12 protein-coding genes are annotated in these 14,645 nt (G+C 31.7%); all 12 read left to right on the forward strand.

Annotation, left to right across the window (positions count from 1 at the left end):
• Positions 1 to 184: 184 nt before the first annotated feature.
• On the forward strand, positions 185 to 1,636 hold the full coding sequence (locus H8Z79_RS07705; protein ID WP_118486136.1) for a sugar transferase: 1,452 nt from the start codon (positions 185 to 187) through the stop codon (positions 1,634 to 1,636).
• A gap of 88 nt (positions 1,637 to 1,724) precedes the next feature.
• Positions 1,725 to 2,870, forward strand: coding sequence for a glycosyltransferase family 4 protein (locus H8Z79_RS07710; protein ID WP_187002760.1), 1,146 nt, complete (start codon positions 1,725 to 1,727; stop codon positions 2,868 to 2,870).
• 22 nt (positions 2,871 to 2,892) lie between these two features.
• Positions 2,893 to 3,924 (forward strand): NAD-dependent epimerase/dehydratase family protein, encoded by a 1,032-nt coding sequence (locus H8Z79_RS07715; RefSeq protein WP_187002793.1) that lies wholly within the window; start codon positions 2,893 to 2,895, stop codon positions 3,922 to 3,924.
• A 33-nt stretch (positions 3,925 to 3,957) separates the two neighbouring features.
• Entirely contained in the window at positions 3,958 to 5,208 is a 1,251-nt protein-coding gene (locus H8Z79_RS07720) for a nucleotide sugar dehydrogenase (RefSeq protein WP_276529928.1), read from the forward strand.
• Positions 5,209 to 5,235: 27 nt separating this feature from the next.
• A complete protein-coding gene (locus tag H8Z79_RS07725) occupies positions 5,236 to 6,486 on the forward strand; it encodes a glycosyltransferase (protein ID WP_173704259.1) in 1,251 nt (416 codons plus the stop codon).
• 17 nt (positions 6,487 to 6,503) lie between these two features.
• Positions 6,504 to 7,688, forward strand: a complete 1,185-nt coding sequence (locus H8Z79_RS07730; RefSeq protein ID WP_173704260.1) for a radical SAM protein — start codon at positions 6,504 to 6,506, stop codon at positions 7,686 to 7,688.
• Between the two features lie 286 nt (positions 7,689 to 7,974).
• The gene (locus H8Z79_RS07735; protein ID WP_118616290.1) at positions 7,975 to 8,922 is read left to right on the forward strand and encodes a hypothetical protein; all 948 of its coding nucleotides are present in this window, start codon (positions 7,975 to 7,977) and stop codon (positions 8,920 to 8,922) included.
• 117 nt (positions 8,923 to 9,039) lie between these two features.
• Positions 9,040 to 10,230: an O-antigen ligase family protein gene (locus H8Z79_RS07740; protein ID WP_187002761.1), complete on the forward strand. Its 1,191-nt coding sequence runs from the start codon at positions 9,040 to 9,042 to the stop codon at positions 10,228 to 10,230.
• Positions 10,220 to 11,158 (forward strand): glycosyltransferase family 2 protein, encoded by a 939-nt coding sequence (locus H8Z79_RS07745; RefSeq protein ID WP_187002762.1) that lies wholly within the window; start codon positions 10,220 to 10,222, stop codon positions 11,156 to 11,158. The genes H8Z79_RS07740 and H8Z79_RS07745 overlap by 11 nt, the downstream gene beginning before the upstream one ends.
• A gap of 62 nt (positions 11,159 to 11,220) precedes the next feature.
• The gene (locus H8Z79_RS07750) at positions 11,221 to 12,330 is read left to right on the forward strand and encodes a polysaccharide pyruvyl transferase family protein (protein WP_187002763.1); all 1,110 of its coding nucleotides are present in this window, start codon (positions 11,221 to 11,223) and stop codon (positions 12,328 to 12,330) included.
• A 35-nt stretch (positions 12,331 to 12,365) separates the two neighbouring features.
• Positions 12,366 to 13,766 carry a lipopolysaccharide biosynthesis protein gene (locus tag H8Z79_RS07755; RefSeq protein ID WP_177387069.1) on the forward strand — a complete coding sequence of 467 codons (1,401 nt, stop codon included), beginning with the start codon at positions 12,366 to 12,368 and terminating at the stop codon, positions 13,764 to 13,766.
• 16 nt (positions 13,767 to 13,782) lie between these two features.
• Entirely contained in the window at positions 13,783 to 14,640 is an 858-nt protein-coding gene (locus H8Z79_RS07760; RefSeq protein ID WP_187002764.1) for an ATP-grasp fold amidoligase family protein, read from the forward strand.
• The last annotated feature ends 5 nt before the right edge of the window (positions 14,641 to 14,645 follow it).

The raw sequence follows: 14,645 nt of genomic DNA on the forward strand, positions 1-14,645 counted from the left end.
AATTGGGTTATGTGCCGGGCATAGATTGTTTCTTAGTAGTATTGAATGTAATATACAAAGTTCTGTGAAGGACTGCGTATTTTCTTATAAAAAGTCTTTGTTCGTTGGTAAGTCAGAGGATTGTAGCAGTTAGTTGAAAACGAACGTAATGGGATCTGAAAAATGAGTAAAGGGGAAAGAAAGTATGTATAGAAAAGATTCTACAGGATGGATAAAACATGTGGATTTTATCATCTTGGACTTAATCTGCTTGCAGGTGGCGTTCGTTTTGGCGTATGCGTTAAGCGGATATGGAGCTAATCCATACCAGCTAATTCTTTACAGAAATATGGCTGTCTTTATGGAAGTAGCAGATTTGGTAGTACTGTTTGCGATGGGAACATTGAAAAACGTTTTGAAAAGAGGCTACTATAAAGATTTTGTTGTAACAGCACAGCATGGAATAATTCTCGGAGCATGTTTATTGCTTTATCTGTTTATGCTTCAGGAAGGACAACAATATTCCAGACTGGCATTGGTACTGAATATCGTTATCTATATTCTACTTACTTATCTGGTACGAGAGCTGTGGAAACATTTGCTTAGAAAGAAAATGGAAGATGGTGAAAATCGTTCCTTACTTCTTGTTGTTTCAGCAGATGTAGTGAGTTCAGTAGTAGAGAGCATGAAAGAGCATAATTATGCCCGGTATAAGATTGCTGGAATTGCTGTCATAGATAAAGAAATGACAGGAAAGTATATTGATGGTGTGAAAGTAGTTGCAAATATGGAAAATGCTGCTGAATATGTCTGCAAGGAATGGATTGATGAAGTTCTGATTGTGACATCCGGTGTAGTTCCATATCCAAAAGAACTGATCGAGCAGTTTACAGAAACCGGAGTAACCGTTCATCTGAATCTTGCAAAGGTACAAAGCGTGCCGGGGAAAAAACAGTTTGTAGAAAAAGTTGGAGATTATACAGTACTGACTACCAGTATTAACTATGCATCTACAAGAGATCTGATGCTGAAACGATTGATGGATATTGCCGGAGGTTTGGTAGGATGCCTGATTACTGGAATCTTGTTTATATTTGTTGCTCCAGCAATTTACATAGCATCACCGGGACCGATTTTCTTTGCACAGGAACGTGTAGGAAAGAATGGAAAGAGATTCAAAATGTATAAGTTCCGAAGCATGTATATGGATGCAGAAGAACGTAAGGCTGAACTTATGAAAGATAACAAGCTGGGTGATGAAAAGATGTTCAAATTGGATTTTGACCCACGAGTTATTGGAAATAAGATTCTTCCAGATGGAACACATAAGACTGGTATTGGGGATTTTATTAGAAGAACAAGCATTGACGAATTTCCGCAGTTTTTTAACGTGTTGAAAGGTGATATGTCAATAATTGGAACCAGGCCACCTTTGATTTCGGAAACGAATTTTTATGAGCTGCACCATCGTGCAAGATTGGCAATTAAGCCAGGAATAACCGGTATGTGGCAGGTCAGCGGACGTAGTGACATTACTGATTTTGAAGAAGTGGTTCGTCTTGACAAAGAGTATATCACAAATTGGAACATTGGGCTAGATATAAAAATATTGCTTAAAACAGTAATGGTAGTTCTTAGAAAAGATGGATCTATGTGATGAAATGATTGTGGCTTGATTTCCGTAAATAGAATTTAAGCCACAGAAGGTAATAATAGATAAGTAATAAATATAATAAGAGGAAGTTATGAATAAAAGGAAAATTAATACTTTTCCACTTAAAATTGCAGTTCTTGGACATAAGACAATTCCGAGTCGTCAAGGTGGAATTGAAATTGTCGTTGAAGAATTAACGGTTCGCATGGCAAAACTAGGACATAAGATAACAGTATATAACCGTAATGGACATCATGTAAGTGGTAAAGAATTTGATGAGAAGAAATTAAAAGAATATAAAGGTATCCGAATGAAATATGTACCAACGATAGATAAAAAAGGACTAGCAGCGATGAGTGCTTCATTTTTTGCAGCGGTAGCAGCAGCGTTTGGAAAATATGATGTGGTACATTTTCATGCAGAAGGACCATGTGCAATGTTATGGTTGCCAAAATTATTTGGAAAACGTTGTATCGCTACGATTCATGGACTTGATCATCAAAGAGCAAAATGGGGCAAGTTAGCCAGCACATATATTATGCTTGGCGAAAAATGTGCTGTTAAATTTGCAGATGAAATTATTGTTCTCAGTGAGGGAGTACAAAATTATTTTAAAGAGACTTATGGACGTGATACAAAGTTTATCCCTAATGGTGTGAATCGTCCAGTTATTAGAAAGGCAGAACTTATTGACAAGAAATTTGGTTTAAAGAAAGATGATTATATTTTATTTTTAGGACGCCTTGTTCCGGAAAAAGGAATTACTTATCTGATTGAAGGCTTTAAGAACGTAAAAACAGATAAGAAGTTAGTCATTGCAGGGGGCAGTTCGGATACTGATGAATTTGCTAACCAGTTAAAAGAAATGGCAAAAGACGATGACAGAATTATTTTTACCGGATTTGTTCAGGGACAGTTGTTAGATGAACTATACAGCAATGCTTATATTTATAGTTTACCAAGCGATTTAGAGGGAATGCCATTAAGTCTTTTAGAAGCAATGAGTTATGGAAATTGTTGTTTGGTATCTGACATAGATGAATGTGCTTCTGTAGTGGAAGATAAGGCAATCATATTTAAAAAAAGTAATGTAGCAGATTTGCAGAGTAAGCTTCAAGAAGCATGTGAGGATGCACAACAGGTACAGAAATATAAAGATGAAGCAGCAGGTTATATTTGTGAAAAATATAATTGGGATGATGTTGTGGAGAGAACATTAGAATTGTATAGGAGATAAAATGAGCAAAGAATTTATTGAATTGAAAAACAAGACGATTTTTATTACAGGTGTAGCTGGATTTATTGGATCAAACTTGGCTGAAAGGTTATTAAAAGAAATAGAAGGAATAAAAATAGTTGGACTCGATAATATGAATGATTATTATGATGTTCGTTTAAAAGAATATAGATTAGAAAAACTTTCATCTAGTAAGACATTTTCCTTTGTAAAAGGAAATTTGGCAGATAAGGAACTTATTAATTCGATTTTTGAGAAGTATACTCCTCAAGTGGTTGTGAATTTAGGGGCACAGGCAGGTGTGAGATATTCTATTACAAATCCAGACGCATATATAGAAGGTAATTTGATTGGATTTTATAACATATTAGAGGGATGTAGACATTATCCGGTAGAACATTTGGTATATGCATCGAGTTCTTCAGTATATGGAAGTAATAAGAAAGTTCCGTATAGTACAGATGATAAAGTAGATAATCCAGTATCGTTATATGCGGCAACGAAAAAAAGCAATGAGTTGATGGCTCATGCATATTCAAAACTCTATAATATTCCATCAACTGGTTTACGTTTCTTTACTGTTTATGGACCGGCAGGAAGACCCGATATGGCATACTTTGGATTCACAAATAAATTGTTAAATGGAGAAACTATTAAAATTTTTAATTATGGAAATTGTAAAAGAGATTTTACTTATGTTGAGGATATTGTGGAAGGCGTTGTACGGATAATGCAGGGGGCACCAGAGAAAAAGAACGGAGAAGATGGTTTGCCGATTCCGCCATATGCTGTTTACAATATTGGAAATAATCATCCAGAGAACTTATTAGATTTTGTACAAATTCTTCAGGAAGAATTAATTAGAGCAAGGGTTTTGCCAGAAGATTATGATTTTGAGTCACATAAAGAACTTGTTCCGATGCAGCCGGGAGATGTTCCTGTGACATATGCTGATACGCAAGCATTGGAAAGGGACTATGGTTTTAAGCCATCGACAACTTTACGTGAAGGATTACGCAAGTTTGCAGAATGGTACAAAGAGTTTTATATGTAAATATATTTTAAGAATAGGAAGAAGAGAGAAAAAATGAGAGATTTTAATTCATTGAAAATTGCTGTGGCAGGGACAGGATATGTTGGATTATCTATTGCTACTTTATTGAGTCAGCATCATCAGGTGACAGCAGTAGATATTATTTCAGAAAAGGTAGAGTTAATTAACAATAAGAAATCTCCAATTCAGGATGATTATATTGAAAAATATTTAGAAGAAAAAAATTTGAATTTAACAGCTACATTGGATGCAGAAGAAGCTTATAAGGATGCAGATTTTGTTGTTATTGCAGCTCCAACAAATTATGATAGCAAAAAGAATTTTTTTGATACTTCTGCAGTAGAAGCAGTTATAAAATTAGTCATTGAATATAATCCGGAAGCGATTATGGTTATTAAATCGACTATTCCTGTTGGATATACAACAAGTATTAGAGAAAAATTTCATTGTGATAATATTATTTTTAGTCCGGAATTTTTAAGAGAAAGTAAGGCGTTATACGACAATTTGTATCCAAGCCGAATTATTGTTGGAACAGATATTAATAATGCACGTTTAGTAAAAGCTGCACATACGTTTGCACAGCTCTTACAGGAAGGTGCTATTAAAGAAGATATTGATACTTTATTTATGGGCTTTACAGAGGCAGAAGCAGTCAAATTGTTTGCAAATACATATTTGGCATTACGGGTTTCTTATTTCAATGAGTTAGATACTTATGCCGAAATGAAAGGTCTGAATACACAGCAGATTATTAATGGAGTATGTCTCGATCCTCGTATTGGAACACATTATAATAATCCATCTTTTGGATATGGTGGATACTGTTTACCAAAAGATACAAAGCAGTTGCTTGCTAACTACGCAGATGTTCCTGAAAATCTTATTGAAGCAATTGTTGAGTCTAATAGAACGAGAAAGGATTTTATTGCTGATCGAGTATTGGAACTTGCTGGAGCATATGAAGCGAATGATGACTGGGATGAAAGCAAAGAAAAAGATGTTGTGGTAGGTGTATATCGTCTCACGATGAAGAGTAATAGTGATAATTTCCGTCAGAGTTCTATCCAGGGAGTCATGAAGAGAATTAAGGCAAAAGGTTCTACGGTTATTATTTATGAGCCTACACTGAAAGATGGAGAAACTTTCTTTGGAAGTAGAGTAGTTAATAATTTAGATGAGTTTAAGAAGCAGAGTCAGGCAATTATTGCTAATCGTTATGATAGTTGTTTGGATGATGTTAAAGACAAAGTATATACAAGAGATATTTTTCAAAGGGATTGATGAATTTGAAAGTGAAAGGAGAAGACATTGAGAATACTTATTGTAAATTATAGATATTTCATTTCAGGTGGCCCTGAAAAATATATGTTTAATATTAAAAAGATGCTTGAAGATAATGGACATGAGGTTATACCCTTTTCCATACATTCCAATAAAAATGTCGAAACAGAATATTCAAAATACTTTGTAGAACCAATTGGTGGACGAGATACAACATATTTTGATGAAGTGAAAAAGACACCTAAATCAATTTGGCAGTTACTTACACGAAGTATTTATTCTCGTGAAGTAGAAAAGGCACTAAAAAAAGAAATAAATGATGTAAAACCAGATTTAGTATATATTATTCATTTTGTTAATAAATTGTCTCCGAGTGTAATTACAGGTGCAAATAAAATGGGAGTCCCTGTTGTATTAAGATTATCGGATTATTTTCTGTTATGTCCAAGATTTGATTTTATGTATGAAAAGAAAGTCTGTGAGGAGTGTTTATCAAAGGGATATAAGAGTTGTATTAAAAAGAGATGTGTGAAAGGATCGTTATTTGCATCTGTTGTAAGAGTGTTTTCTATGAAATTTCATAAAATGATAAATGTATATAAAAATGTATATGCATTTATAACACCATCAGAATTTTTGAAGAAAAAATTATCATTAAATGGATTTGAAGAAAAAAGAATTCATTGCATTCCTACTTTTACAGCAAGTAAAACAACAATAGGGAAACAGCAGATTGGATCGTATGGACTATATTTCGGACGTGTTACTGAAGAAAAGGGAGTTGAAACTGTTATAAAAGCGTATGAAAAACTGCCTGAATATACTGTTAAAATTATGGGAGATGATACAACAGATGAGGCAAAACGGCTGAAAAAATATGTAGAGAATCATAAAATGAAGAATGTTGAATTTCTTGGGTTTAAGAGTGGAGCGGAACTAGAGAATGTTATTAAAGGAGCTAGATTTACATTAATTCCTTCAATTTGGTATGATAACTTACCTAATACTGCTTTAGAGTCGTTTCAATATTCAAAGCCAGTTATTGCTAGTAATATAGGAAGTCTTCCTGAATTAGTTATTGATGGAGAAAATGGATATTTATTTAAACCATCAAATGTTGAAGATCTTATAAAAAAAATTAAGATGTTAGATGATGATACCTTGGTTAAAAAGATGGGGCAAGCTAGTAGAAAAAGGCTTGAAAGTAGATTTGCACCACAAACACATTATGAAGATTTGATGAAGATTTTTAATGAGGCTGTCAAGAGTAGAAAGTAAAGAGGTAATTAATAAAAATGAAAAAAAATGCAGAAAAAAAATTAAATGGTACAGTAATCGTTACATATCGTTGTAATGCAAGATGTTCAATGTGTAATCGTTATAAAGCACCATCTAAGCCAGAAGAGGAAATCAGCTTGGATACAATAAAAAAATTGCCGAAAATGTATTTTACGAATATCACAGGCGGAGAACCTTTTATTAGAACAGATTTGAAAGATATTGTACGTGAGTTATATAAAAAATCTGATCGTATTGTTATTTCAACTAATGGATTTTTTACAGATCGTATTGTAGATCTTTGTAAAGAATTTCCTAATATTGGTATACGTATTTCTATCGAAGGACTTGAGGAGACAAATAATGAAATACGAGGTCTCCAGAACGGTTATCAGCGTGGATATGGCACATTAAAAAAACTTAGAGAAATGGGTATGAAAGATGTTGGGTTTGGTATGACTGTACAGGATAAAAATGCACCAGATCTTGTACCGCTATATAAAATTAGTAATGAAATGGGAATGGAATTTGCAACGGCTTCTTTACATAATAGTTTTTATTTCGTAGAAGCAAAAAATATCATACATGACCGACCAATGGTTGCAAAAAATTTTGAAAAGTTAGTTAATGAGTTGTTACGTAGCAATAGTCCTAAAAAATGGTTTAGAGCATATTTTAATCATGGATTAATTAATTATATTTATGGTCAAAAAAGACTTCTTCCATGTGATATGAGTTTTGATACATTCTTTATTGATCCATATGGTGATGTTATGCCTTGCAATGGAACTAAGGATAAAGAAGTTATGGGTAATTTAAATAATCAGTCTTGGGATGAACTGTGGAATAGTCCACAGGCAGAAGAGGTACGAAAGAAAGTTCGTTGCTGTGATCGTGATTGTTGGATGATTGGCTCTGTTTCACCTGCTATGCACAAATATATCTGGAAACCAGCAACATGGGTTTTGATACATAAATTTAAATCTTTGTTTAGTAAAACACCATACAGTATGTATGAAAATCGTATTTGCTGTGACTATCGTGATGGAAAAGTCACAAAAGAAGAACTTGATAAATGTAGTACGTGTGATGTTAATTGTGTAATTAACAATGGATTAAGTGAAGCTTCGAAAGAGCAACTGAAACATAAATCTGGAGAACAGATTGTTGATGAAGATATTGCAAAACAGATGGAGAAATAAAAATGTATTCTATAACAAAAAGTAAGACTACAAAGCGATATGCTATTTTCATATGTCTAGTATATATATTTGTATTCAAAGATTGGATGGAACAGTATATACCCGTTGTTGGTTATATGGATGAACTATTTGCGGTATTATCTATCCCTGTTTTTGTATTTGAACTAAAAAAGAATCAATTTAAACTTAAAATACAAAAATGTACATGGGGGGGTATGCTAGGTTCATTCTAGTATTCTTATGTTTTGGTTTTCTATCTAGTGTCATTTATAGATATCAAAGTATATTGAAAGCAGAAGTATCGGATGCATTTTTATGTATAAAATTTTGGCTTGCATTATATGTTGGAAAAAAGATTTTTGCAAAAATAGATATGCAAAAATATGCAAGCAAAATATATTTTCATGTAAAATGCATTACGATATTGTATGGAGTGTTAATTGTTATTGATTATTCACTTCACATTTTCCAAGCGACAGAAAGATATGGTTTAAGATCTGAACAATTGATGTACACGCATCCAACGGTACTTGTAGCTTGCTGTGTGTTTTTGATTATGATTCTCCTTTCACTTAAAAATTATGTAACAGGAAGCAAGAAATATATAATAATGCTATTGCTCATAATGTGTTCTACTTTAAGAAGCAAAGCTTTTGGAGCCGCACTTGCAATCATATTAATATGTTATTTTGTGTTTGTTCGAAAGAAAAAAATAACGCTGAGAACAATGTTGCTATTTATTCCTTTGGTTGTGATTTTAGGATGGGATCAAATACAATATTATTTTTTCAGTTCAATCATTCCGGATTCTGCTAGGTATCAATTACTTACAAAAGCGTTTGAAATTGCAAGAGATATGTTTCCATTAGGTGCAGGATTTGCTACATTCGGTTCATATTATTCTGGAGTATACTATTCATCGGTATATGCAGCATATGGATTATCTAATATTAATGGGTTACGCATCGGGGCATCACAATTTATAAGTGATTCGTTTTGGCCAATGATATTAGGGCAATCAGGATATTTTGGACTGTTTTCGTACATTTTTGCAGTAATGATGTTACTCAAAGCAATCCAAGGAATTAGAAGAGTAGAAAATTCATATTATGCTGCAGCAATGAGTGGAATATGTTATTTGATAATTGTATCAATGGCAGAATCTGCTTTCGTGCATCCGATAGCGGTACCGATAGCTATGATGATAGGAGCTTTTTTAGGAAAATGTGAGTAACGACATAAATATTCGACACTGAATAATAAATGATAGAAAATTGAATGTAATACATAAAAATATAACAAAAATTATAATTTCAATTATGAAATGGTCATTTATTCAGGAGGAATATTTGTGGAACTAAAAATAAAACCTAATAAAATTTTAATGTGGTTATCATATAACTGTTTGTTTTTTTCCATCATGCTTAAAATGCTATATCAAACAAACCAAAATAGCACTATAAGACTTTTGGGATTTGGTATGCAGGCAATAGTTTTGCTGTGTTATTTTTTGGAGGAATTGATAACATTAAAAAGAAAATCAATAAATTGTATTACTTTGATTTTAGGGATTCTAGTTGTATATCAATGTGTAATTACTATATTAAATGATTCAATTTATTTACCTTATACGCCAATTGATATATTTATTTGGCCGTTAAGTGTTATTGTGTATTATAACTTTACTTGTCATAATGAAATGAATAAAAATACTGAAAATAAGACATTAATATATTACTTTATAATGTGTCTTATTTCTGTATTCCTTATAAAAATACATTTAGCAGGAAATGGAAATATAGGGCAGGTAGTATTTCTAACATATTATTGTTTAACTGCATTGCCACTGGTTGTCATTTTTGTTAAAGGAAAGAACTCGCGAAATTTGTGTATATTATTATGTGTTGCTATATCTGTCGCATCAACAAAAAGAACTGGTACGATAGCATTAATTTTAGGGATATTCGTGATGCTAGTATTAGATGCACACATACAAGGGTCGTTGAAAGAAAAATGGAAAAGATATATGTATCTTTTTATTGCTATTTGTATAGGTAGTGGAGCAGTATTGTATCTTGAAAATAGATCGGGGCTTGAGATTTTTGACCGTTTTTCAAAATTAAGTACGGATGGAGGGAGCGGTCGAGATGTTATTTGGGCGATTACTCTTCAAGCATTTAATGTGTCAAATTTAAGAGAAAAAATTTGGGGACATGGTTTTCAAAGTGTTTATTATCGTCTTAGACCAGGCGGATTTTCTCGCTTTTCACATAATAGTTACATAGAGTACCTATATGATTATGGAATAATAGGCTTATCATTATTAGTATTATTCGTTTTATTTTTAATTATTATAGAAATAAAGTTTATACGAGAAAAAAATAAGTATGCTCCAGTTATGGGGATGTTATTGATTATTACGATTTTCCTAAGTGCGTTTAGTTATTTTTTTGAAGAATCAAATATTATACAGCCAATAGCTGTTGCATATGGAATTATTTTAGGACAAGCTTACAAGGAAAGGAAGAGGTATGAAAATTAGTGTAATTGTACCTGTATATAATGCAGAAAGATATTTAGATAAATTAGTACAGTCTGTTTTGAGTCAAACATATGAGGATTATGAATTAATATTAGTGGATGATAGCTCAAAAGACAATAGTTATTTATTGATGAAAAAATACCAAGAAATGGATAGTAGAATCAAGGCGTACACGAAAGAAAATACGGGACCAGGTTTAACAAGAAAATTTGGATTTGAAAAATCGTCAGGAGATTTGTTTTTCTTTGTGGATAGTGATGATTGGGTTACGACTTCTGATGTATTTAGAGAAATTAATGATTTGTTTGAAAAAAATGAAAAAATAGATGTTCTTTTTTTTGATAGAGAGGATATTATTGGCGATACGAAAGATATTATTCCAGGATTCAATGAGACTAGGGAAGGATTGCACAATATTGAAGAATTAGATGAGGTTGTTAGACCGGGTTTGGGGGCAAAGATTTTTAGAAAAAGTATATTAACAGAAGATATGTTTTATGAGTCAACTATATTTGAAGATTTATATACCACATATATCTATTTGGATAAATGCAATAATTATTTCTATTCATCTAAATGTTATTATACTATATATCATGATGTTGATTCATCCTCATTATCTTCAAAACCTACGGCAGAATCTTTCGCAAGATCATTAAAGATGATTTTGATGGTACATGCAAAATTGGAGAGAAGCTCACTTAGATATAGTTTAGAATTATGGATGGCACTTCTTTTTACCACGTATTGGAAAGCACGAGTGAAAAATGATACTTCTTATAATTCAAAGGTAATAAATGAAAATATTCAAAAAATTGCTGGAATTTTGAAAAAAAATAAAGTTGTTATAAAACCAAGTGGGAAAAAACATATTAAAATATTAATATATAGGATACTTTTATTGATTAGCAAAAAAAAGTATGAATAAGAGTGTTGAAATTATATATTGTTATATTTTGGGCTATAAGGAACTTATATAGAGGATTAATTATGAATAATAATAAAAAAACAGCAGCAATCGTTTCACTGTATGGTAATTCAAATTTTGGAAATAAACTACAAAACTATGCGGTGCAAGAGATTCTGAAAAAAGAAGGATTAAATACAGTTAATATTGTAAATGTTCCTTGTTTGAATAACAATAAGGTGAATCATACTGAAGTAATAAAATTATACATAAAAGGTTGGTTCCGTTATATTTTAAAAGGAGACAAAATAAAGGACTGCGTTGATCCAAAAGATCCTAAAGAAAGAAAGAAAAACTTTTTGGAATTTAACAAAAAAATTGCAAACTCAAAACATTTTTTTTCTTTCTCAAGATTGCAAGAATTTGATAAATATGATTACTATTTTGTCGGTTCAGATCAGATATGGAATCCGATTTATGGTGGACTGAGTGATTTGGATTTGCTTACTTTTACTCAGAAAAAAAAGATTGCAATAAGTGCATCATTCGGAATAGAAGAGATACCGTTAGACTATAAAGGAAGAGTGAAACAGTATATTTCGAAATTTGATGCAATATCAGTAAGAGAGGAGGCCGCAAAAAATATTATAGAAAGAATAACAAATCGCCAGGACATAGAAATATTGATTGATCCAACAATGATGTTACAAAAAGAAGAATGGGATCGAATTGTAAAAAAACCAAAGGAAATGCTTCCGGATAAATATATTGTTTGCTATTTTTTGGGAACTGAAACAAAGGAATATATAAGTGCTATACATAAAATTGCAGCAGAAAAAGATTGTGAAATTATTGATTTATCTAATTTAGAAAGTGAATTTTATTGTTGTGGACCGTCTGAGTTTGTATATCTTATAAAAACAGCTGAATTTGTATGTACAGATTCATTTCATGCGTCGGTTTTCTCAATTTTATATAATAGACCATTTCTAGTATTTGATAGAAATGGGAAACATACAGGAATGGGAAGTAGAATAAACACTTTATTAAAAACATTTCATTTGGAAAAACTGCATTATACTGGAAACTTTCAAGATGTCAAGTTTGAATATGATTTTTCAATAACCAATCAGTCGTTAAAAAAGGAAAGGGAAAAGGCATACAGATTTATTCACCATGCATTAGATGAATAATGATAGTACAAAAAGGATAATGCGAGGTTAAATAAATGAGTGAGAATAATTATAAAAAATTAGTATATAATACCGCAATTTTTGCAGTGGGTAATTTTGGAAGTAAAATATTAACCTTTTTGATTGTTCCATTATATACATATGTGTTGACAACAGCAGAATATGGAACAATTGATTTGTTTATAACGTCATTAGGCATGGTAATTCCATTTTCAACTATGATGGTTAATGAAGCACTTATACGTTTTGTTCTTGGAAAAGACTTAACGCCAAAAGAAGCAGCAAGTAATTGCTTTGCAGTTTTTTTATTTGGAGCTGCAATATCTATAGCATTTACTCCAGTGTATAAAATGATTTTCAAATTTGATGAATATATTTGGATATTTGTTGCTCTTCTAGTTGTTAGAACATTTAATCAGATATATAGTGAGTATTTTCGGGCAATAAATCAGAATGTAAAATTTACAATTTTTGGTCTAATTACAACAGCTACGACATTGGGATTCAATGTACTTTTTCTTTTAGTTTTTAAGTGGGGAATGGCTGGATATTTATATGCGACGTTGTTAGCAGCAGTTATTGGCACAATATATATTCTTGTATTCAGTGATTTTTTTAAAGTTGTCTCCTTTAAATGTATTGATAAAAAAATATTGAAAATGATTTTGAAATATAGTATCCCGTTAGTCCCGAACAGTTTAATGTGGTGGATTATGGCAGCTGGTGACAAATATATTATCAATTACTTTTTGGGGGATAGTGCAAATGGAATATATTCACTTGCTTTAAAAATACCTCAAATCATAAATATGGTCTATTCTTTGTTTATTCAGGCCTGGCAAATGTCTGCTATTGAGGTTGAATCAAGTGAAGACAAAAAAGGATTTTATCAAAATGTTTTCAATGTTACGTCATTTGGAATGGTATTTATTACAATTGGAATTGTTATGCTTATTAAGCCGGTTTATGTAGGCGTTATGAGCAAAGAGTTTGCCATAGCATGGGAATATGTACCTTTATTATCGGTGTCAACAATTATTAGTTGCTATGCTTCTTTCTTTAGTGTTGTGTATACGGTAGGGGCTAAAACAAATAAAGTTTTTATTACAACTGCATTAGGTGCTGCGACCAATCTTTTATTCAATTTTATTTTAGTTAGGCCGCTTGGAATGCAGGGAATTGCGATTGGAACTTGTTTAGGATATTTTGCTGTGCTTTTGATAAGGGCACGTGATATGAAAATAGAAATGAACATAGGGATAAGTTTCAAGCGTAATATTTTTTCGTTTGTATTGCTAATCATACATTCACTTATTCTTATTTCATTTGGTGAAATACAGGCATTTTTATTTGGAATAGTTTCTTTGATAATAACTTCGTTTATGTATCGTGAGGAAATGAAAGCGATAATTCATAAATTTGTCAAAAGAAAGTAAATGAAAGGAAAAACATATGAAATTATATAAAAAAGTTTTTGTAAATTTAGCTAAAGTCTTGCCGGATTCAATTTATTTAAGAATGGTTTTTTTTAGTAAATTGAAGAGAAAGCTGGATTTGAGTAATCCAAGATCCTATAATGAAAAACTTAATTGGTTGAAAATAAATGACCGAAAAGAACACTACCAAATAATGGTAGATAAATATGAGGCAAAAAAATATGTTGCAGATAAAATTGGTGAACAATATGTTATACCTACTTACGGTGTGTGGGATCGTTTTGAAGATATAGACTTTTCAAAATTGCCATCTAATTTTGTTTTAAAAACAACACATGATTCTGGTGGAGTAGTACTTATAAATGATAAAAACAATATGGATATAGATAAAACAAAAAATGTATTGGAAAAGAGTTTAAAAAATAATTATTATTATCTATGCAGAGAATGGCCATATAAAAACTTGAAGCATCGGATTATAGCAGAAAAAATGATAACGAATACGGTACCAAATGATTATAAATTTTTTATGTTTAATGGAAAAATGGATAGCGTGATGGTATGTACGAATAGGGCATCTGGACATCCAACTTTTCGTTTTTATGATAAAGGGTGGAATCGCTTATTATATCAAAAACCGGAATTAGAACCTGAATCAAATGTGGAAAGACCGGAAAACTATGAAAAAATGATAAGGATTGCCGAACAACTCTCAGAGAATTTGGTTCATATGAGAGTGGATTTATATAATATAGATGGGCAAATTTATTTTGGAGAACTGACCTTTTTTGATCAAGGCGGTTTTGATACGGATATTACGCTTGAGACAGATTTGAAATGGGGAGAACTCATGGATTTGGATAAGATTAAATAAGGTGT

Origin of the sequence: Blautia intestinalis (assembly GCF_014297355.1) — a bacterium.
Taxonomy (GTDB): Bacteria; Bacillota; Clostridia; order Lachnospirales; family Lachnospiraceae; genus Blautia_A; species Blautia_A intestinalis.